Origin of the sequence: Streptomyces tremellae, from assembly GCF_039540215.1 — a bacterium.
GTDB lineage: Bacteria > Actinomycetota > Actinomycetes > Streptomycetales > Streptomycetaceae > Streptomyces > Streptomyces tremellae.
In genome coordinates, this window is sequence record NZ_BAABEP010000003.1 from 93,438 (window position 1) to 112,969 (window position 19,532).

The 19,532-nt window shown below is 73.8% G+C and carries 17 protein-coding genes; 3 read left to right on the forward strand and 14 right to left on the reverse strand.

What is annotated here, in order from left to right:
- Positions 1-17 precede the first annotated feature (17 nt).
- Complete coding sequence (locus tag ABEA77_RS04095; RefSeq protein ID WP_345641646.1) at positions 18-587, forward strand: DUF1349 domain-containing protein; 570 nt, start codon at positions 18-20, stop codon at positions 585-587.
- A 26-nt stretch (positions 588-613) separates the two neighbouring features.
- Here the strand turns inward: ABEA77_RS04095 and ABEA77_RS04100 are convergent, their stop codons facing one another.
- From ABEA77_RS04100 to ABEA77_RS04125, 6 genes are all read right to left on the reverse strand, one after another.
- The gene (locus ABEA77_RS04100; RefSeq protein WP_425588189.1) at positions 614-4,066 is read right to left on the reverse strand and encodes a phosphodiester glycosidase family protein; all 3,453 of its coding nucleotides are present in this window, start codon (positions 4,064-4,066) and stop codon (positions 614-616) included.
- Positions 4,067-4,277: 211 nt separating this feature from the next.
- Entirely contained in the window at positions 4,278-5,003 is a 726-nt protein-coding gene (locus ABEA77_RS04105) for a PP2C family protein-serine/threonine phosphatase (protein WP_345641248.1), read from the reverse strand.
- Positions 4,925-5,899 carry a PAS domain-containing protein gene (locus ABEA77_RS04110; RefSeq protein WP_345641251.1) on the reverse strand — a complete coding sequence of 325 codons (975 nt, stop codon included), beginning with the start codon at positions 5,897-5,899 and terminating at the stop codon, positions 4,925-4,927. The genes ABEA77_RS04105 and ABEA77_RS04110 overlap by 79 nt, the downstream gene beginning before the upstream one ends.
- Before the next feature lie 199 nt (positions 5,900-6,098).
- Complete coding sequence (locus tag ABEA77_RS04115) at positions 6,099-6,704, reverse strand: TetR/AcrR family transcriptional regulator (RefSeq protein ID WP_345641254.1); 606 nt, start codon at positions 6,702-6,704, stop codon at positions 6,099-6,101.
- Between the two features lie 34 nt (positions 6,705-6,738).
- Entirely contained in the window at positions 6,739-7,584 is an 846-nt protein-coding gene (locus ABEA77_RS04120; RefSeq protein ID WP_345641257.1) for an oxidoreductase, read from the reverse strand.
- Between the two features lie 120 nt (positions 7,585-7,704).
- Positions 7,705-8,193, reverse strand: a complete 489-nt coding sequence (locus tag ABEA77_RS04125) for an Lrp/AsnC family transcriptional regulator (RefSeq protein WP_345641260.1) — start codon at positions 8,191-8,193, stop codon at positions 7,705-7,707.
- A gap of 294 nt (positions 8,194-8,487) precedes the next feature.
- On the opposite strand from ABEA77_RS04125, the gene ABEA77_RS04130 reads away from it, so the two are divergent.
- Complete coding sequence (locus ABEA77_RS04130) at positions 8,488-8,784, forward strand: chaplin (RefSeq protein WP_345641263.1); 297 nt, start codon at positions 8,488-8,490, stop codon at positions 8,782-8,784.
- Positions 8,785-8,910: 126 nt separating this feature from the next.
- Here ABEA77_RS04130 and ABEA77_RS04135 read toward each other — a convergent pair whose 3' ends face one another.
- From ABEA77_RS04135 to ABEA77_RS04170, 8 genes are all read right to left on the reverse strand, one after another.
- The gene (locus ABEA77_RS04135; protein WP_345641266.1) at positions 8,911-9,777 is read right to left on the reverse strand and encodes a tyrosinase family protein; all 867 of its coding nucleotides are present in this window, start codon (positions 9,775-9,777) and stop codon (positions 8,911-8,913) included.
- Between the two features lie 23 nt (positions 9,778-9,800).
- Positions 9,801-10,277 (reverse strand): tyrosinase family oxidase copper chaperone, encoded by a 477-nt coding sequence (locus ABEA77_RS04140; RefSeq protein WP_345641268.1) that lies wholly within the window; start codon positions 10,275-10,277, stop codon positions 9,801-9,803.
- A 139-nt stretch (positions 10,278-10,416) separates the two neighbouring features.
- On the reverse strand, positions 10,417-11,451 hold the full coding sequence (locus ABEA77_RS04145; RefSeq protein WP_345641271.1) for a LacI family DNA-binding transcriptional regulator: 1,035 nt from the start codon (positions 11,449-11,451) through the stop codon (positions 10,417-10,419).
- Positions 11,451-12,875, reverse strand: a complete 1,425-nt coding sequence (locus ABEA77_RS04150; protein WP_345641273.1) for an L-fucose/L-arabinose isomerase family protein — start codon at positions 12,873-12,875, stop codon at positions 11,451-11,453. Before ABEA77_RS04150 ends, ABEA77_RS04145 begins: the two co-directional genes overlap by 1 nt.
- 298 nt (positions 12,876-13,173) lie before the next feature.
- Positions 13,174-14,259 carry a rhamnose ABC transporter substrate-binding protein gene (rhaS, locus tag ABEA77_RS04155; RefSeq protein WP_345641276.1) on the reverse strand — a complete coding sequence of 362 codons (1,086 nt, stop codon included), beginning with the start codon at positions 14,257-14,259 and terminating at the stop codon, positions 13,174-13,176.
- Positions 14,260-14,360: 101 nt separating this feature from the next.
- The gene (locus ABEA77_RS04160) at positions 14,361-15,425 is read right to left on the reverse strand and encodes an ABC transporter permease (protein ID WP_345641279.1); all 1,065 of its coding nucleotides are present in this window, start codon (positions 15,423-15,425) and stop codon (positions 14,361-14,363) included.
- Complete coding sequence (locus tag ABEA77_RS04165) at positions 15,415-16,458, reverse strand: ABC transporter permease (RefSeq protein ID WP_345641282.1); 1,044 nt, start codon at positions 16,456-16,458, stop codon at positions 15,415-15,417. Before ABEA77_RS04165 ends, ABEA77_RS04160 begins: the two co-directional genes overlap by 11 nt.
- Positions 16,455-17,975 carry a sugar ABC transporter ATP-binding protein gene (locus ABEA77_RS04170; protein ID WP_345641285.1) on the reverse strand — a complete coding sequence of 507 codons (1,521 nt, stop codon included), beginning with the start codon at positions 17,973-17,975 and terminating at the stop codon, positions 16,455-16,457. Before ABEA77_RS04170 ends, ABEA77_RS04165 begins: the two co-directional genes overlap by 4 nt.
- A gap of 314 nt (positions 17,976-18,289) precedes the next feature.
- Here ABEA77_RS04170 and rhaI point away from each other — a divergent pair, with 314 nt between their 5' ends.
- Entirely contained in the window at positions 18,290-19,459 is a 1,170-nt protein-coding gene (rhaI, locus tag ABEA77_RS04175; RefSeq protein ID WP_345641288.1) for an L-rhamnose isomerase, read from the forward strand.
- Positions 19,460-19,532 lie beyond the last annotated feature (73 nt).

The following is a 19,532-nucleotide window of genomic DNA, read 5'->3' on the forward strand; positions in this document are numbered from 1 at the left end:
CCGGCGAGCTGCTCGGCATGAGCGGCTGGCAGTGGCTCAACCCGCCCGCGAGCTCGGCCCCCTCCGGCGGCGGGCTCACCGTCACCACGGACCGCGACACCGACTTCTGGGTGCGCACGCACTACGGCTTCGTCCGGGACACCGGGCACGCCCTGCTGCGGCCCGTGCCGGATGCCTTCCGGCTGCGCGTCACCTTCGCGGGCGGCTATCGCGACCAGTACGACCAGGCGGGGCTGCTGCTGCGGGCCGGCGCGGCGGACTGGATCAAGGCCGGGGTCGAGTTCGTGGACGGCCACCGGCAGATCAGCGCCGTCGTCACCCGGGGCGCCTCCGACTGGAGCGTGGCGCCGCTGGACGGCCCGGTGGCGGGGCCGGTGACGGTAGAAGTGGCGCGGGACGGCGACACCGTGACCGTGCGGTACGCGACCGGCGGCGCGGAGCCGGGGACGCTGCTGCGGCTCGCGTACTTCCCGCCGGACGCGGTGGCGGAGGCGGGACCGATGTGCGCGTCGCCGGACGGCACGGGCTTCACCATCCGCTTCTCCGGCCTGCGGCTCGCTGAGGGCCCCGGGCCGTACGGGGACTGAGACCGGCCCCACCCGCCCCGGGCCGTTCATCTGCGGGCCGCCGCCCGGCTCCGGGTCACACGGATCACCGCGCTGCGCGTCGTGCCGCTCACCGTCACCGACACCCGGACGGTGCCCGGCCGGCCGGCGGCCTTCAGGGTGCCCGCGGCCGGGTCGAGGCGGGCCGGGCCCGTGACCCGCCAGTCCGCGCTGACGGGGAACGCCACCGGCACGTCCCTGCCGTCCTGGGTGAGGGTGGCACGCACTGCGGCCGTGCCGCCGGCGGAAACGGCGGCGGGCGCCGAGAGGCTGAGGGCGTCGGCGCGCGGCCGGGTCTGGACGGAGATCCAGTCGGGGCCGCCGCGCCAGGGCGCCCGCCGCGCGGCGGCCTGGGCCGCGTGCGACACGGTGTCGACGCCGACCAGCGACCAGCCGGTGAATCCGCCCCGGTCCGCGGGGGCAGCCGGGGCCTTGCCGGTGTTTCCGTTGACCAGGTAGGGGACGCCGCCGACATGGGAGGCGTCGAAGACGCCGACGTGCCCGCCGATGAACACCGCGCCCTTGCCGGTGCGGTGCTGGAAGTCCGCGAGCCACCGCTCAAGCAGGGCCGCTTCCTTGCGGTCACTCAGCTGGCTGCCCTGCTGCGGGGTGGGGTCGCGCGGCGGTACGTGCTCGATCACCGCGACGGACCGTACGCGGTCGTCGTCCGCCGCGGCGTCCAGCTGGGCGCGGAGCTGCTCGACCTGGCCGAGACCGCCGCCGCGCAGGGTCAGGCTCGAGGTGTCGAGGGTGACGAAGCGGGTGCCCCGGTGGTCGAAGACCCGGTGGGCCGGGCCGAATTCGGCCGTGAAACCGGCGATGGAGCCGCCCATCACCTCGTGGTTGCCCGGTACGTAGTACCAGGGGACGGCGCCGCCGAGCTCCTGGTCGAGCACCTGGTGCGCGAAGGCGAGGTCGGCGGGCGACCCCTCGTCCACGAGGTCGCCGTCGATGACCACGAAGTCCGGCCGCGCGGCCCTGATCTGGCGGAGGGTGCGCCTGGTCTGCGCGACGATCGCGCTGTCCGGCGCGGCGGCGACGAACTGCGCGTCGGAGAGCACGGCGAACCGCCAGCTCCTGCCGCGGGCGTCGGCGGCCGTGCTGATCAGCGGGTCGGGCGGGGCGGCCGCTGGGGGGAGGCCGACGGCGGGCGGCACCTGCGCCGAGAGGTCGTCGATCTCGATCCTGCCGGTGTACGCCTTGGTGGCGTCCGTCTCCGCGAGGTAGAGGCGGTACACGCTCACCGGGGCCGCCACGCCGGGCGGCACCGTGAAGGTCACCTGTCTCCAGCCGGTCCAGGTGACGAAGGGGCCGCGCAGCAGCTGGTCGGTGCCCTCCGCGTCCCTGAGGTGCAGGGTGGGCCAGGCACCGTGCCCGTCGCCCTTGATCCACAGCGTGAAGGACTGCGGCTGCCCCGGCACGGGGACGGGCGCGGGCGGCGCGGCGTAGGCGGCGCGGGTGGCCGTGGAGCGGGTGAAGTCGTAGCTGAGGGCGAGGGCGGTGCCGGTGTGGCCGTCTGGCGCGGCGGCGACAGAGCCCGCGGCCCGTGCCTGGCTGAACGTCCAGGAGGATGCGTCGTCGAAGGAGGCGACCTGCCGCTGTTCGAGCCCGGTGGTGACGGCGAGCACGGTCCGCACTCCCGCGGCGGTGGCGGTGATGCGTCCCCCTCCCCCGCCGGTGCGTGCCCGCACGGTGAAGGAGCCCTCGCCGTCGTCGGCGACGGCGAACAGCGCGTGGTCGTAGTCGAGGCGGACGTCACGCGGCTCGACGGGCGCGCTGTCGCCGTGCGCGTCGAGGCCGACGAGCCCGAAGGTGCCGGTGGCTCCTGCGCCGGCGAGGCCGATCCGCGGAGTGGTGGGGCGCAGGGTGGCGAGCCGGTCCAGGACGTGGAGGGTGGTCTCGCCGTGCGCCGCGCCGTGTACGGCCCGTACGCGCACGGTGCCGCCGGAGCGGGCGGTGAACAGACCGTGCCGGTCGACGCCGCCGACCGCCGGCCGCGAGGTGTGCCAGGAAGGTGCGCCGGCGGCGGGGCCGTACGTCTCGTCGTAGCCCGCGGCGGTGAGTCGGCGGGTCAGGCCGGGGAAGACCCGGTCGGGGTGGCCGCCGGCGACGGGGTCGGCGGTGGGCGCGGCGGCGGCGGGCGTGCGGGTGCCGACCTGGAAGCCCCTGAGCCGTCCGCTGCCGTCCGGGGCGGTCAGCGCGAGCCCGTTGGCGACGGCGCGCTCGCTGCCGTCCGACGGGGTGTTGTCGACGTGCAGGGCGTCACTGCCGGGGTCGCGGGAGACCAGGGTGGTGGAGCCGCCGCCGTCGAGGTTGAGCGCGCTGTACGACCCTGCCTTCTTCATCATGGCGCCGAGTTCGGTGAGGGTGACGCCCGCGCTGTCGGCCTGGCGGCCGTCGACGGTGAGGACCTGCATGCGGCTGCCGTCGCGGGAGAAGCCGACCGCGGTGCGCGGGGCCGCCGTGTTGTTGCCCTCGCCTTCGTGGTTCTGCGGGACGCCGTCGACGACGAGGGGTTCGCGGCCGGATACCGCGGTGCGGGGCACGGGCCCGGTGGCGGTGCGGGGCCGGTAGGTGAGGGAGACGGGGTCGCCGGGGCGCAGCGCGGCGAGCGCGGTGGCGCCCGACTCGCGGCCGACGAGTTCGGTGGTGCCCTCGGGGACGGGCCCACTGCCCGGCCTGTCGCTGACGGAGACGACGCGGCCGTCGCGCACGGTCGCCTCGGCGAGCGGCCCCGTGGAGGCGTTGACGGTGAGCGCGCGGTCGGCGGTGCCCCAGGCGGGGGTGTAGACGCCGATGGAGTCGGCGGGTACGTCGGCGGCGTTGCAGGCGGCGAGGGGCCGCTTGCCCGAGGGGAGGGTGAGGGTGCCGTCGAAGTACAGCTGGAGGATGCGTCCCGCGCCGTCCGGGCCGAAGGCGAGGGCCGGTGAGGAGCCCGCGCTCGCGGACTGTACGACCGAGCCGCCGCTGACGCCCCCGCCTTCGGGGGCGCCCGTCTCGTCGATGTCGAAGAAGTCCGCGTTGATCGCGGCGACGGTGCGGCGGCCGGGCCCCGGGTCGTGCAGGGACGCCATGTCCGACACGGTGTCACGTCCCGTGACGGTGCCGGAGGAGAGGTAGTCGGCGCGGGCTCCGGTACCGTCGAGGTCGACGTCGAGGGCGGAGACCCGCAGCCACTTGTCGGCTTCGAGGCGGTCGTACGAGGTGAGTTCGACGCCCGGCGCGACCGGGTGGGAGACGGAGCCGGTGACGATGCCGTCCGCCCCGGGGACGCCGGGTCCCGCGCCGCCGGGGGCGAGCGCGCTCGCGGGCGGGGGCGCGACGGGTCTGAGCATCTCGGCGGCGCCGCGGGGGCGCGGATCGTCTCCGGTGCCGGCGAGTGCGGGCGCGGCCGTGCCCGCCGCGAGCGCGGTCACGGCGGCGAAGACGACGGCACACCGGCCTGCGGTACGTGGTCCCACGCGTCCTCCTGCGAGTGGCGCCCCGCCCCCGGGTCGGGCGGGGTCACGCGCCAGCATTGCCGTGCACACGCCAATGAACCAGGCGCCGGGGGAACATCGGGAAGAACAGGCCGTGACGCGTCTCGACCGTACCGGCCGATACCCCGGCGGCGCGGTGACGACGCGTCACCGCGCGGGGCGCGCCGGGTCCGTGCGGGGCCCGCGCCAGCCGTCAGCGGGTGGCCGGGTGCGGCGGGTCGTCGCGGCGCAGCAGGAGCACGGCCATGTCGTCGCCGCCGTGGACGTCGTCGGCCCTGTCGAGCAGCCGGGCTGCGAGCGCGTCGATGTCCTCGGGGGCCTCGGGGGCCTCGGGGTCCTCGACTCCCTCGGGCCCCGCGGCGACGCTCCCGGCGAGCAGGCCCATCGGGGTGCCCAGGTCGGTGCCCGGAACCTCCACCAGCCCGTCCGTGCACAGCAGCAGCGTCTCTCCGGGTGCCAGCACCGCCCGGGTCACCGGGTAGTCGATCGCGCCCGAGCCCGCGAACTCGGCGGAGAGGCCGAGCGGCAGCCCGCCGGCCGAGGGGATCCACCGGCAGGTGCCGTCCCGGTGCCGCACGAGCGCGTCGAGGTGTCCCGCGCGGACGATGCGCAGCAGGCCCGTGGCGAGGTCGGCGTGCACATAGGTGCAGGTGGCGAACCTGTCGGTGTCGAGTTCGCGCAGGAACACGGACGTCCTCGCCAGGGCGGTGGCCGACGGGTGGCCCTCCGCCACGTACGCGGAGAGCACCATGCGCACCTGGCCCATCACGACGGCCGCGTCGGTGTCGTGACCCTGCACGTCGCCGATGGCCAGGCCCACGCCGCCGTCGGCCGGCGGGATCACGTCGTACCAGTCGCCGCCGACGCTCCCGCCGAGCCGCGCGGAGCGGTAGCGCACCGCGACGACGGCGCCGGGCACGTCGGGGACGACCCGCGGCAGCATCGCTCGCTGGAGGTTCTCCGCGAGGTCGTGCTCCTGGCCGTGCAGGAGGGCGCCCTGGAGGCTCTGCGCGATGCCGCCCGCCAGGGTGAGCAGCAGGTTGCGCTCGCCCTCGTGGAAGAAGCGCGGCCCGGGGAAGAGGACCCCAGCACGCCGAGGAACCGGCCCTCGGCGACCAGCGGCAGGTAGGCGCCGGCGCCCGGCGGGAACGGCTCGATCTGCGGCCACATCGTCGGATAGCCGGTGCGGTACTCCTTCGGGGAGCGGACGAACAGCGGCCTGCGTGCCGTGACGGCCCGCGCCATGGGCAGCGGCTCGTCGAGGCACGACCGCTCCAGGATCGGCAGGTCCACGCCGGTCTCGGGGTGGACGGGCACATGCATCCGCCCGCCCTCGACCACGCCGAGGATCATGCCGAGGGCACCGAGGCCGCCCAGCACCTCGGGGTCGTTGAGCGCGGCGGTGACGTCGTCGAGGGACACCGCACGGGCCATCAGGAAGCTGAGCCGCTCGACGAGCCCGCTGCGGCCCGGGATCTCACCCGCCGGACTGCCGGCGCTGCCCGCCTCGCGGACCACGCCGACGAGCCGGTTCGGGCGGCCCCTGCTGTCGTGGCGGATCTGCGCCTGCGCGTGCAGGGTGCGCAGGACGCCGTCGTGTCCGCGGGCGCGGTAGTACGCGCCGAAGCCGTCCACGCCCTGCCTGAGCACCAGGCGGGCCCTGACGCGCAGCCTCGCGGCCTCCTCGGGCGGGATCATGCCGGTCGCGGTGGTCGCCCTGCCGTCGTACCCGTCGGGGCTGAGGCCGAGGACGGCGAGCGCCGCGGGGTCGAGGTCGAGCCGTCCCGCGCGCAGGTCCCAGTCGAAACTGTTCATGCGGCCCGGCACGTGCGCCTGGGTCGGACGGGCGGTCGCACTGTGCGCCCCGTGCGGGGGATCGCCGGGCGCTCCCCCATCGGCCATGCAGCCACCATCTCGCCATCCGGGCCCGCGCACTTCCCGGCGCTCGTCCCCCGTGGGCACGGGCCCGGTCGCCGCGTGGTGCCCGGGGTACCCCGCAGGGCGGACCCGGTGGTCAGGGCCCGGTGATGCGGTCCACGTCGTCGAGGGCGAGTGCGGGCGCCGAGAGCCGTTCGGGGCCCCGGCGCAGGCCCGCGGCGACGAAGTCGAGGTGGCGCTCCCAGGCGGCGGGCGCGATGTCGCCCGCTGTCTCGATGACGCCCCGCAGCGCCCAGACGACGGTGGCGACGTCGGAGACGGTGACCCGGGGGTCCACCGCCCCCGCAGCCCTGGCGCGCTCCAGGACAGCGGCAGTGATTTCCCGCAGGTGGCCGACCTGTTCGGAGGAGGCGAGTTCACCCCAGGCGAGGGGCAGGTAGCCGCGGGCGGCGGCGATGCGGTGGCCGACCGTGCGCAGCAGCCGGTCGAGGCCCTCGGCGGGCGGCAGCCGCAGCGCGCCCTCGGCGAGGGCGGCCAGTTCCGCGGAGAAGCCCGCGACCAGTTCCGCGAGGAGCGCCTCCTTCGTGGGGAAGCGGCGGTACAGCGTGGCCGGGGCGACACCGGCGCGGCGCGCGATGTCCTCCATCGGTACGGCGCGCCCGCGCTCCGCGAAGGCGGCGGCCGCCGCCTCGACGATCCGCGCGCGGTTGTCGGCCGCGTCGCGCCGCAGTCCCTTGCCCATCGCCCCGTACCCCCTCGTCCTGTGAGCCGGGAGCCTACTGGCTCCCGGCGTCGGGGAAGTCCGCCGACCTGCTCACCTCGGCCCAGGCGCGGGTCTCGGCGGCGCGCTCGGCGTCCGCCCGCCCGGCGAGGGCGACCGCGCCCGCGCCGAGCAGCAGCCGGGTGGGCGGCTGCGGATGGCGTACGACGTCGAGGATGACACGCGCCGCGCGCTTCGGATCCCCGGGTTCGGCGCCCTCGGTCTTCGCCCGCAGGCGGTGCATGGCGCCGACGCTCTCCTCGTAGTCGGCGCCGACGGCGCCCCGCCGCATGGAGGAGCCCTGCCAGTCGGTGCGGAAGGCGCCCGGCTCCACGATGACGACCCGCACGCCGAACGGGGCGACCTCGTTCTTCAGCACCTCGGAGAAGCCCTCGACGGCGAACTTGGCGCTCTGGTACGCGCTCAGGCCCGGCGAGCCGCCGACCCGGCCGCCGACCGAGGAGAACTGCACGAAGGTGCCGGAGCGCTGGGCCCTGAGCACCGGCAGGGCGGCCCGCGTCACATGGAACACGCCGAACAGGTTGGCCTCGAACTGGGCGCGGAAGTCCGCCTCTTCGATCTCCTCGATGGGTGCCGAGTTCGCGTAGCCGGCGTTGTTGACGACGACGTCGAGGCGGCCGAAGGCGTCGACCGCGGTCCCGACCGCGGCGCGCGCCGCCGCCGCGTCGGTCACGTCCAGGGCGGCCGTGCGGACGCGGTCGCCGTAGGCGCGCGCCAGGTCGTCGAGGCGCCCGGGGCGGCGCGCCGTGGCGACGACGCGGTCGCCCGCCTCAAGCGCCGCGACGGCCAGCTCCCGCCCGAAGCCGCGCGAGCTGCCGGTGATGAGCCACGTTTGTGTCATGTCCGTACTTTCTCTCTGCGGTGTGCGCCGCGCCCGGTTGCCCGGGGCCGCGCCTGTCCGCCCGGGGCCGGTCTCCCGGCTGCCGCGGGGCCACTGCAGAGCTAAATGACAGTGGCGCTCTCACTTATTCCCGCGGGGTTCGTCCGCCCCTGGAACCGGGTCGATCCTGGCGGTCCTGACGTGCTCGTAGGCCAGGGTCGTCTGGACGTCGGCGACCTCGCGGCGCTCGGTCAGCCGGTCGATGACGAAGGCGTAGACGCCGTTCACGTCGGGCACCGCGACATGGAGCAGGAAGTCGTGGCTGCCGGAGGTGACGAAGAGGCCGATGACCTCGGGCAGCCGCACCGCCCAGTTGCGGAAGCCCTCGATGGCCGGCCGGGCGGGCGGCCGGATGCGCACCGAGATGAGCGCCTGCACCGGGCGGCCGACGGCGTCCAGGTCCACGGCCGCGTGGTAGCCGGTGATCGCGCCGCGTTCGCGCAGCAGCCTGACCCGCTCCAGCGAGGTGGACGGCGAGACGCCCGTCTTGGCTGCGAGATCGCGGTTGGTCTGCCGGGCGTCCTCCTGCAACGCGCGCAGCAGCGCGCGGTCGACCGCATCAAATTTCATCGGATCTCCTTCTCGGCGTACGAGATGCGGCACCTGGCCACAGGTCCGGAACGTGCGCTCAGCGTAGACCCGCCCCCCAGGGGCCGGCCGGGGGCCGCCTGTCGCACGAGACCCGGGGGAACGAACGCGCACAGAACGCCCGAACGGTTCGCGGGTTCCGCGGGGGTGCACCCATTCGATACACATTCGGCAACCATCTGCGGCGTATCCGTTACCCGCAGTGAGTTGCGGCGTTGAAGGTGCGTGAGGCCGCACATCGTGCGGCTGTGCAACAAACGTTCAAGGAGATTCTCGATGTCGCGTATCACGAAGGCCACCGCCGTTCTGGCTGGCGCCGGTGCCGTGCTGGCCGCCGGTGCCGGTATGGCCTCCGCCGACGCCGGCGCGGGTGCCGCCGCGGTCGGTTCGCCGGGTGTCCTGTCCGGTAACATCCTCCAGGTTCCGGTTCACGTCCCGGTCAACCTCTGCGGCAACACCATCGACGTGGTGGGCCTGCTGAACCCGAGCTTCGGCAACACCTGCGCCAACGTGGACGGCCACCAGGACCACGGCCACGACGACGGCGGCTACGGCGGCGGCTACGGCGGCTGACACCCCGCGTGGGCCCTCTTCGGCCCGCACCCCGGGTGGGCGCCCGGCGGGCGCCCACCCGTTTTCCCCCTCGTGGAAGATGCCTCCCGCGCAGTGCGCGGGAGGCATCTTCTGTGTCGCGGCGCGTCAGGCGTAGCGGTAGGTCCCCGCGTGGCTGAGCATCGCCGACGGCTTGACGTTCCACGGCGGCATCGGCTCGTCCAGGCTGATCACCCGGCCCGCCTGCTCGTCGCTCGCGGGCAGCTTCCGCGCCGGCAGGTACCCGGCCTTGGGGTGGCGCGCCTGCCAGCGGTCCCAGACCAGGTCCACGAAGGCGTGGTGCAGCCAGAACACCGGGTCGTTGGGCGAGGCCGCGCCCAGCATCTCGCCGCCCACCCAGCGGTGGACCCGGTTGTGGTTGCGCCACGGCTGGTCGACGGTCGGCTTCACCCAGCCCTCGACACCGTTGCGGAACCCTTTGGCCGAGGTCGAGTTCCACGGCGCCACGTCGTAGACGCTCTCGCTCATGGCGCGCTCCAGCTCCTGCTTCGAGGGCAGGGCGATCGGGTCGCGCCCCGGGCGGCCGAGGTTGCGGGTGAGGAAGGGGTCGTCGGTGACGTTGCCGCGGATCGTCCAGTTGCCCGCGGAGTAGGCGAAGGGCCCCGTCATCACCTGCTGGTCGCGCTCCCGGCCCGTGCCGCCGAGGAAGTCGTCCCGCCACAGGGCCGCCGCCGGGGTGTTGTCGACCGTCCAGTCCCAGTACGGCACCGACACCTTCGGGTCGATCGACTGGAGCGCCTGCTCGAACTCCAGCAGGAACCTGCGGTGCCAGGGGAAGAAGGTCGGGGCCATGTGGCCTGAGCGCAGCCCCGTCTCGCCGTCCGGCGTGTAGAACTCGACATGGGTTCGGACGAAGCCGTCGTAGTCGCCGCGCCGCTTCAGTTCGAGCACGGCGGAGACGAAGGCCCGCTTCTCCGCGGCCGTGAGGTCGCGCTGGTTCTTCCTCGTGTACATGCGGTGGCTGTCCTCCCGGAGGGTCAGGCGTGGTGGAGCATCGGGTCGTCGAGCGCGAGCTGCGCTCCGCGCAGGTCGTCCACCGCGGCGCGCGCGGCGGCCGTGAGCGTGGGGAACGACTCGTAGTGGTTGACGGTCGTCATGTAGCTGCCGTCGGCCCGCCGCATCACCGGCAGCGGCCTGCCGTCGATCAGCACGTCGTGCGACGGCGTCGCCGGGTACGGGCCCGAGGGCAGCGCCGCCGCCTCGACCGGTGCCTCCTTCGGCGCGTGCCGCACCTGGATGTGCCGCCCCCGGTACGTCTCCTCCGTGACCCGTCCCGGCGCCGCCTGCGCGGCGGGGCCGGGCGCGGGAGCGGCGTACGCTCCGGGCTCCGGTGTGCGCCCTGCCCGCGCCAGGGGGGCGAGGGCGGCGGCGGTGCCGCCCGCCATGCCGAGGCCGAACACGGTGCGCAGCAAGGTGCGCCGGGTCCGTCCGCCGTGCTGTGCCGCGTCCGCCATGCAGTCCTCCGCTCGTCGGTGTACGGGACACCGATACGGCGTCCCGCATCCCCAACGAGAGCGCGGGGCAACGGTTGCTGCGGCAGTAGTGTGATGGTCCGCGTGGCGGCGCGGGGCGCCCGCGGTGTGCGGCGCGACGTCAGGCGGCGCGCCGCGGCCGCAGGGTCGAGGCCCGTACGACCAGTTCGGGCTCCAGCACGATCGCGCGGTGCCGGTGGGCTCCGGCCCGCTCCCCCGTCTCCTCGATCAGCAGGTCGGCGGCGAGCTCCCCCATCCGGCGGGCCGGCTGGCGCACCGAGGTGAGCGGCACGGCGGCCGCTGCGGCGAACTCCATGTCGTCGTAGCCGACGAGCGCCACGTCCCGGGGGACGCGCACACCCGCCTCGTAGAGCGCCTGGAGCACACCGAGTGCGAGGAGGTCGTTCGCGCAGAACACGGCGGTGGGCAGCGGCAGGGTGCCGAGGAGGCGGGCGCCCGCGTCGCGGCCCGAGGCGACGTCGAGGCGTGCGGCGCCTATGCGGCGCAGCGCGGACGGCGGCAGTCCGCCTTCGGCGACCGCGGCGAGGGCGCCCTCGTACCGCTCCTGGCACTGGGTCAGGTGCGGGGGGCCGCTGATGTAGGCGAGGGAGCGGTGGCCGCCCAGGAGCAGGTGGCGCACCGCGAGGGCGCCGCCGGCCAGGTCGTCCACGGAGACCGAGCAGCCCTCGCGGCTCGGCAGCACCCGGTCCACGCACACGTAGGGGATGCCGTGGTGGCGCAGGATGCCGAGGGTGGCGCCGGTGCGGTCGGCGGGCGTGACGAGGACGCCGCGCACCCGCTGCTCCGAGAAGAGCGTCAGATAGGCGGCCTCCTCCTCGGCGCTCTCCGCGCTGTCGGACAGCATGACGCCGAGCCCGGCGGCCCGCGCGGAGCGCTCGGCTCCCGACGCGACGGCGACAAAGAAGGGGTTGGCCATGTCGAGGACGAGCAGTCCGAGCATGCGGCTGCTGCCCGCGCGCAGTTGGCGCGCCGACTCGCTGCGGACGTAGCCGAGGCGGGCGATGGCGGCGAGGACCCGGCGGCGGGTGCCGTCCGTGACGGAGTCGGGGCGGTTGATGACGTTGGACACGGTGCCGACCGACACGCCGGCCGCGTCCGCGACGTCCTTGATCCCCGCCGGCCGGGCCCGGTCCATCAGGCGCCGGCCTCCACCAGGTCGAGCCCCGTGAGGTCGGCGAGGGCGCGCAGGTCGGGCAGGAGGCGGCCGGTGGCGAGGGCCCAGTGGTGGCCGACACCGCTCGCGCTCCAGGCGTCGGTCCACTCCCCCGGGTCGCGTCCGAAGTCGACCCGCGAGGTGGTGTTGCCGATCCGCAGCAGCGGGCCGCCGACGACCTCGCCCTCGGCGGCGATCAGCCGGTACCGGCCGTCGCGGCGCTGCCCGAGCCCGACGAGGGTGACGGGTCCGTGCCGTACGTCGAACTCGACGGACACGCCCCAGCCGCGCTTGCCGTGGTAGACGCCGAGCCCCCGCAGCAGCGGTTTGCGCTCGCTGATGGCGAGGTGTCCTGGGCCGTCGTGGCCCATCTCGACGACGCCCGCGGTGAAGTCGAGGGCCTGGAGCTCGGTGAAGGAGCCGCCTGCGCCGAGCCGGTCGGCGATCAGCATGGCGAGGGACGTGCGCAGCTCGTACTCACCGCAGGTGGGCACGCCGCGCGCGGTGAGCAGGGAGGCCCCGAGGATCATGCCTGCGCCGAGCCGCTCGTGCGTCTCGCCGTCGAGGCCTCGGTGGTAGTACGCGAGGGAGTCGAGGTCGAAGTCGGCGACGAGGGAGTCGAGGCCCACGGCGACCCGGGCGGCCCAGCGCAGGTCGTCCTCGGCGACCGAGTCGGCGAGGTCGAAGACGTCCCGCGCCTCGGCGAGCTTCGCGTCGGTCTCGGCGTCGGAGACCTTCTCCACCCGGACCCTGAGATCGTCGAACTCCAGGACCTCAAGGTGGCCGCCGAGGTTGCCTGTGACCATGGTGAGGTCCGTCGACACGTCGTACATGCCGGGGTAGAGATGGCCCATCAGGCCGTGCCGGCCGTGGCGCAGCACGGAGCGCACGCCCGCCGCCCTGATCCAGCGGCCGATACGGTCCCAGGCGCGCTCGTCCTCCAGATGGCCGGAGACGGAGCGGAAGGGGACGCCGACCCGTTCGAAGGCGTTGGCCATCTCCGGCAGCGGGCAGGCCCCGCAGTAGGCGAGCCACTGCCCGGTGTCGAAGGTGGCGTGGTCCATCGAGGGGGTGGGCTGGAGGTTGACCAGCAGGACGGGCGCGCCGCTGCGCTGCGCGACCGGCACCAGCATGCTCGCGGTCATGTACGTCGTCAGGAAGCCGACGATGAGGTCGCAGTCCGCGGCCCGCAGCTTCTCGGCGGCGGTCGCGCCCTCCTGCGCGTCGGAGACGAACCCGGCGTCCACGACCTCGGCGTCGAAGGCGCCCATGCGCTCGGCGACGCGCGCCGCGGACTTCCGCAGCTGGGGCAGGAGGTCGGGGAACTGCGGCCAGTAGGCGCCGAGACCTCCGGCGACGAGCCCGACGCGGGGCCTGCGGGCGACGGCTGGGGTACGGGGGATCATGGCGGCTCCATCGGTGTGGGCAGGCAGGTGGGGCGGCGTGTCGCGGCGGGACGGCGCGCGACACGCCGCGGTCCCTCGGGCGAGGCGGAGGGTCCCGGCGTGCGGGACCGCCGTCCCTGCCTGCGGGACCGCCGCCTCGTCCCGTCCGCCGGGCTGCCCGTCCCCGCGCGGGAAGGCGCGTCATTGTGCCAGCCGGGCCCGCTCGGGCCGTGGAGCGTCCCGGGCCGGACCCCTGCGTGGCGCGCGGTACCCGTCCGCGCAACGCGCCCTGGCCCGCGCCGCTCGGCGCGCCGCCCGCTCAGAAGTGGAACTGGTCGATGGTGGCCTTGGTGAAGACGGTGGGCGCGCCGAGGATGACCTCGCCGTCCTTGCCGACCGTGTACTTGCCGAGCTTGCCCGCGGTGAAGGTGTCGCCCTGCGCGCCGGTGATCTGTCCCGAGGCGAGCGCGGCGGCCGCGTACGAGCCGAGGTAGCCGAGGTTCTCCGGGTTCCACAGGGAGAACTCGGCGACCGTGCCGTCCTTGACGTACTTGCGCATCTGGTTGGGTGTGCCGAGGCCGCCGAGCACGACCTTGCCCTTGTACGAGGAGTCGTCGAGGTAGCGTGCGGCCGCCGCGATGCCGACGGTGGTGGGCGAGATGATGCCCTTGAGGTCGGGGTACGCCTGGAGCAGGCCCTGCGTCTGCTGGAAGGACTTCTGGTCGTCGTCGTCCCCGTAGGCGACCTTGACCAGCCGCATGTCCTTGTACTTCGGGTCCTTCAGCTCCTTCTTCATGTAGTCGATCCAGGTGTTCTGGTTGGTGGCGTTCTGGGTCGCGGAGAGTATCGCGATCTTGCCCTTGTAGCCGATCTGCTTGCCCATGTGCTGGATGAGACTGCGCCCGATGTCCTCGGAGCTCGCCTGGTTGATGAAGATCTGCCGGCAGTCCTTGGCAGTGTCGGAGTCGTACGAGACGACCTTGATGCCCTGCTTCATGGCCTGCTTCAGGGGGCCGCAGACCGCGTTGGGGTCGTTGGCGGCGATCAGGATCGCGTTCTGCCGCTGCTGGATCAGCGTGTTGATGTAGGAGACCTGGGAGGAGGCGCTGGCGTCGGAGGGCCCGACCTCCTTCGCGGTGCCCTGGAAGCCCTTGGCCGCGGCGATGCCCGCGTCGTCGACGATCTTCTCGTACGGGTTGTTGATCTGCTTCGGCAGGAACGCCAGCTTGAGGTTTTTCTTCAGCGGGGCGTCGGGATCCGCCTTGGCGGAGCTCGCGGCGGCCCCCGCCGAGTCGCTCTGCGCGTCGTTCTTGGTCGTGCCTGAGCAGGCGGCGAGCGAGACGGCCAGGGCGCAGACGGCGGCGGCTGCGGCGGCCCGTCCGCGGGCGGTGGTACGGATCGTCATGGGTCGTGGCCTTTCGGAAGGGTCGCTCGGGAGGGCGGGTGCGCGGGGCCGGGCGGCCGGCCGCGGGTGGTGGGGCGGGGCAGGGTGGGGAGGCGGGGGCCTCAGGTGGCGGCGGTGCGCAGGGTGGCGGCGCGTCGCTGCCGCCGCTCGGTGACGGCACCGATGACGCGCGGGGTGAGGACGGAGGCGACGAGGAGCAGGCCGGTGACGACGGTCTGCACCTCGTTGGGCACGTCGTTCAGGGTGAGCAGGTTGCGCAGCACGCCGACGAGCAGGGTGCCGGCGACGGCACCCGCGAGGGTGCCCTTGCCGCCGTCGAAGTCGATGCCGCCGAGCAGGATGGCGCTGATGACGAGGAGTTCGTATCCGGTGCCGTTGTCGGCGCGCGCGCTGCCGTAGCGCAGGGTGAAGACGATGCCGGCGAAGGCGGAGAGCAGGCCGGTGAGGACGAACAGCAGCAGCTTGTAGCGCTTGACGCGGATGCCCGCGAAGAAGGCGGCCTCCTCCTGGGCGCCGATCGCGAACAGGGCCCGGCCGAAGGACGTGGAGTGCAGTACGAAGGCCGTGACGGCGGCGAGCACCACGAACAGCACCACCGGATAGGTCAGGAAGGTGCCGGGCACGGTCGTGGTGTTGGCGGTCCAGTCGGCGTACTTCTGGGGGAAGCCGGTGACGGCGTCACTTCCGAGCACCACCGAGGCGAGCCCGCGGTAGAGGGCGAGGGTGCCGATGGTCACGGCGAGCGAGGGCAGTCCGACCCGGGTGACGAGCCATCCGTTGAGCAGGCCGCCGAGCACGCCGACGACGAGGACGAGCGGCACGATGGCCTCGAAGGCCCAGCCCGCGTTCCACAGCGCCCCCGCGAGCGCGCTGCTGAGGCCGAGCATGGAGCCCACGGACAGGTCGATCTCGCCCGCGACCACGAGCAGCGTCATCGGCAGCGCGATCAGCGCGACCTCGGAGATGTCGTTGAAGGCGAAGGCGAGGTTGCCGCTGCCGGTGAAGCCGCTGGTCGTGCCGAGGCCGACGAGGAAGACGGCGACCAGGAGCACGACGACGGCCGTGTCCCAGCGCAGGCCGAGCGAGCGCAGCCGGGCCGCAGCGGCGGACCGGGGCTCCGTCGCCGGTGCCGAGCCGGTCGCGGGGCTGCGGGTGTCAGGCCCCATGGCGGGCGCTCCTCTTCCTCAGTGCTGCGGTCATCCGCAGGTTGACGACGCGGTCGATGCTGATGGCGGCGAGCAGGAGGGCACCGGTGATGGCTCCCTGCCAGAACGAGCTGACCTTCAGCACCACGAGGGCGCTGCCGATGGTGGTCACCAGCAGGGCGCCGAGCGCCGCGCCCCAGGCCGTGCCTGTGCCGCCGGTGATGGCGACCCCGCCGACGACGACGGCGCTGACGACGGTCAGCTCGTAGCCGTGCGCGTTGTCCGCGACGACGGTGCCGAACCTGGCGAGCCACAGTGCCCCGGCGAATCCGGCGACGGCGCCGGAGAACAGGTAGGCGCCCAGGACCCTGCGGCGCATGGGGATGCCGGCGAGGCGCGCCGCCTCCGGGTTGGAGCCGATCGCGTACAGCTCGCGCCCGGCGCGGTAGCCGCGCAGGAAGTACGTGGTGAGGGCGAGCAGCACGACCGCGATCAGCGGCAGGTAGGGGATGCCGAGGACGCTTCCGCTGCCGAGGCGAAGCAGCGGTCCCGGCACCTGGGCTGCGTTGATCTGGTCGCCGTGCGCCCACCAGTAGTCGAGGCCCTGGATGACGTAGAGCATGCCGAGGGTCACCACGAGGGCGGGGACCCGGCCGAAGCTGACGAGGCATCCGCTGACGAGCCCGCAGGCGAGCCCGATGAGGACGCCGAGCAGCAGGGTGACCAGCACGCCGTGGTGGCTGTCCGCGGTGAACTTGCCGCAGGCGAAGGCGGAGAGGCCGGTGACGGACCCCACGGACAGGTCGATGTTGCGGGTGATGACGACCACCGACTGCCCGATCGCGAGCAGCACCAGGATGGACGCGTTGAGCAGCAGGTCCTTGACGCCCTGGCTGTCGAGGAAGCGCGGGTTGGCGATCCAGGTGCCCAGGATCAGCAGGACGAGGGCGCCGGCGATGCTGATCTCGCGGGCCCGGAAGACGGTGTCGACGAGGGAGCGCGCGGAGCGCGGCGCCCGGGCCGCCGCGGTGGGTTCGTCGGTCAGGGTGGTCATGCCGCCGCCCTCTCGCGCCCGGTCGCGGCGGCCATCACGGACTCCTCGGTGGCCTGGGCGCGGGGTATCTCGGCCGCGACGCGGCCCTCGTGCATGACGAGGATCCGGTCGGCCATGCCGAGGACCTCCGGCAGGTCGGACGAGATCATCAGGACGGCGAGGCCGTCCGCGGCGAGCGAGGACAGCAGGCGGTGCACCTCGGCCTTGGTGCCGACGTCGATGCCGCGGGTGGGTTCGTCGACGATGAGGACGGCGGGCTCGGTGGCGAGCCACTTGGCAAGGACGACCTTCTGCTGGTTGCCTCCCGAGAGGACGCCGACGGGGTCGGCGAGCCGGTTGTACTTGAGCTGCAGCCGTACGGCCCAGTCGGCGGCGCGGCCGTGTTCGAGTACGCGGCGCACGAGTCCGGCCCGGCCGAGGGCGCCGAGCCCGGTGAGGCCGATGTTGCGCTCGATGGACATCTCCATCACCAGGCCCCGCTGCCTGCGGTCCTCGGGCACGAGGGCGAGTCCAGCGGCCATGGCGGCGGTCGGCGAGCCCTTCGGCAGGATCCGGCCCGCCACCTCTACCTCGCCCGCGTCCGCGCGGTCCACGCCGAAGACGGCCTGCGCGACCTCGCTGCGGCCCGCCCCGACGAGCCCCGCGAGGGCGACGATCTCGCCGCGCCGCACCTCGAAGGAGACGTCGTGGAAGACGCCCTCCCTGGTCAGCCTGCGGACCGTCAGGGCGGTCTCGCCGAGCTTCGTCCGCTGCTTGGGGTAGAGCTCGCCGAGGTCCCTGCCGACCATCCGGCGCACCAGGTCGTCCTCGGTGAGCCCGTCGAGCGGCTCGGAGGATATGAGCCGGCCGTCGCGCAGGGTGGTGACGCGCGAGCAGAGCGGGAAGATCTCCTCAAGGCGGTGGGAGATGAACAGGACGGCGGCGCCCTCCGCCTCCAGGGCCCGTACGACGGCGAAGAGGCGGGCTGTCTCGCTGCCGGTGAGCGCGGCGGTCGGCTCGTCCATGACGAGCACGCGCGCGTCGAAGGAGAGCGCCTTGGCGATCTCCACGATCTGCTGGTCCGCGATGGACAGGCCGCGTGCCGGGCGGTCGGGGTCGAGCGGCACGCCGAGCCGTTTCAGCAGCGCCTCGGTGGTGGCGCGCACGGCCGCGCGGTCGATCCTGCCGAGCGCGCGGCGCGGCTGACGGCCCATGAAGATGTTCTCGGCGACGGAGAGGTCGGGAAAGAGCGTGGGCTCCTGGTAGATGACGGCGATTCCGGCGTCGCGCGCGTCGGCGGGTCCGCCGAAGGTGACGGGCCGTCCGTCGAGCAGCACCTGCCCGCCGTCCGGCCGGTGCACCCCGGCGAGCGTCTTGATCAGGGTGGACTTGCCCGCGCCGTTCTCCCCGGCGAGCGCGTGCACCTCGCCGGGGAAGAGCTGGAGGGACACGCCCTCCAGGGCCCGCACCGCGCCGAAGGACTTGCTCACGTCCTTCAGTGCGAGAACAGGGGCTCCGCCCGTGTCGGGCTGGTTCATCGAAGGCTCCTCGGCGTGGCCGGACTCCTGGCCATGAAAGGTTTCAAAGAAGATGCCAGGGAAGCTAGACGCCGCCGCCCGACGGCGTCAACGGGTGTGCTCGACATTTTCCGGCGCGCACCCAGGAGATGGCTGCGGAGCGTGCCACTCCGGGCGGGATCCGCCGCGCGCGGCAGAAGTCTTGACTGCCCGTGGGGCGTCCTTTACGTTGAACGTCGAATGAAACGATTCAGCATCTCGTTCGATGCGTTGGACGGGGGCTGCGTTGCCGCAACGGCCCGCGCGGCGGGTCCCCACCACGGGAGCTCCGAGAGATGACAGGTCAGTCCGCTGTGTCCGCGGCCAAGGCCGCGCTGAAGTCGCAGGCGATCGAGTTGCCCTCGTGGGCCTTCGGCAACTCCGGCACGCGCTTCAAGGTGTTCGCCCAGCCCGGGGTGCCCCGCTCGCCGCAGGAGAAGCTGGCGGACGCGGCGCGGGTGCACGCGCACACGGGGGTGGCCCCGACGGTGGCCCTGCACATCCCCTGGGACCGGGTCGAGGACTACTCCGTGCTGGCCGCGTACGCGGGCGACCTCGGGCTGCGGCTCGGCGCCGTCAACTCGAACGTCTTCCAGGACGACGACTACAAGCTCGGCTCCGTCACCCACCCGGACCCGGCGGTGCGCCGCAAGGCGCTCGGGCACCTGCTGGAATGCGTCGACATCATGGACGCCACGGGCTCCCGGGACCTGAAGCTCTGGTTCTCGGACGGCACCAACTACCCGGGGCAGGACGACATCGCCGCCCGTCAGGGCCGGCTCGCCGAGGCGCTGTCCGCGGTCTACGAGCGGCTCGGTGAGGGGCAGCGGATGCTGCTCGAGTACAAGCTGTTCGAGCCGGCCTTCTACGCCACCGACGTGCCGGACTGGGGCACGGCGTACGCGCACTGCCTCAAACTCGGCCCGAAGGCGCAGGTGGTGGTCGACACCGGCCACCACGCGCCGGGCACGAACATCGAGTTCATTGTGGCGATGCTGCTGCGGGAGGGGAAGCTCGGCGGCTTCGACTTCAACTCCCGCTTCTACGCGGACGACGACCTCATGGTGGGGGCAGCCGACCCGTTCCAGCTGTTCCGGATCATGTACGAGGTGGTGCACGGCGGCGGCCTGGACTCCGGCATCGCGTTCATGCTCGACCAGTGCCACAACATCGAGGAGAAGATCCCCGCGATCATCCGCTCGGTGATGAACGTGCAGGAGGCCACCGCCAAGGCGCTGCTCGTCGACGGCGAGGCGCTGGCCGCGGCGCAGCGCGCGGGCGACGTGCTGGGCGCCAACGCCGTACTGATGGACGCCTACAACACCGACGTGCGCCCGCTGGTGGCCGAGGTGCGCGACGAGCTCGGCGCGGACGCCGACCCGCTCGCCGCCTACCGCGCGTCCGGCTACGGCCAGAAGGTCGTCGCCGACCGGGTGGGCGGCACGCAGGCGGGCTGGGGCGCCTGACGACCCCGCGGCCCGCGGCGGGCGCGGGCCCTTCGCGGGGCGGGGCGCGTGGCTCGCCACGGCGTGGGGCGGG

What these genes read in the sequence shown, in the direction of transcription:
- ABEA77_RS04095 (WP_345641646.1), top strand. Translation starts at nt 18, where the DNA reads ATGAGCGGCTGGCAGTGGCTCAACCCGCCCGCGAGCTCGGCCCCCTCC.
- ABEA77_RS04110 (WP_345641251.1), bottom strand. Translation starts at nt 5,899, where the DNA reads ATGAACAGTTTCGACTGGGACCTGCGCGCGGGACGGCTCGACCTCGAC.
- ABEA77_RS04115 (WP_345641254.1), bottom strand. Translation starts at nt 6,704, where the DNA reads ATGGGCAAGGGACTGCGGCGCGACGCGGCCGACAACCGCGCGCGGATC.
- ABEA77_RS04120 (WP_345641257.1), bottom strand. Translation starts at nt 7,584, where the DNA reads ATGACACAAACGTGGCTCATCACCGGCAGCTCGCGCGGCTTCGGGCGG.
- ABEA77_RS04125 (WP_345641260.1), bottom strand. Translation starts at nt 8,193, where the DNA reads ATGAAATTTGATGCGGTCGACCGCGCGCTGCTGCGCGCGTTGCAGGAG.
- ABEA77_RS04130 (WP_345641263.1), top strand. Translation starts at nt 8,488, where the DNA reads ATGTCGCGTATCACGAAGGCCACCGCCGTTCTGGCTGGCGCCGGTGCC.
- ABEA77_RS04135 (WP_345641266.1), bottom strand. Translation starts at nt 9,777, where the DNA reads ATGTACACGAGGAAGAACCAGCGCGACCTCACGGCCGCGGAGAAGCGG.
- ABEA77_RS04140 (WP_345641268.1), bottom strand. Translation starts at nt 10,277, where the DNA reads ATGGCGGACGCGGCACAGCACGGCGGACGGACCCGGCGCACCTTGCTG.
- ABEA77_RS04145 (WP_345641271.1), bottom strand. Translation starts at nt 11,451, where the DNA reads ATGGACCGGGCCCGGCCGGCGGGGATCAAGGACGTCGCGGACGCGGCC.
- ABEA77_RS04150 (WP_345641273.1), bottom strand. Translation starts at nt 12,875, where the DNA reads ATGATCCCCCGTACCCCAGCCGTCGCCCGCAGGCCCCGCGTCGGGCTC.
- rhaS (WP_345641276.1), bottom strand. Translation starts at nt 14,259, where the DNA reads ATGACGATCCGTACCACCGCCCGCGGACGGGCCGCCGCAGCCGCCGCC.
- ABEA77_RS04160 (WP_345641279.1), bottom strand. Translation starts at nt 15,425, where the DNA reads ATGGGGCCTGACACCCGCAGCCCCGCGACCGGCTCGGCACCGGCGACG.
- ABEA77_RS04165 (WP_345641282.1), bottom strand. Translation starts at nt 16,458, where the DNA reads ATGACCACCCTGACCGACGAACCCACCGCGGCGGCCCGGGCGCCGCGC.
- ABEA77_RS04170 (WP_345641285.1), bottom strand. Translation starts at nt 17,975, where the DNA reads ATGAACCAGCCCGACACGGGCGGAGCCCCTGTTCTCGCACTGAAGGAC.
- rhaI (WP_345641288.1), top strand. Translation starts at nt 18,290, where the DNA reads ATGACAGGTCAGTCCGCTGTGTCCGCGGCCAAGGCCGCGCTGAAGTCG.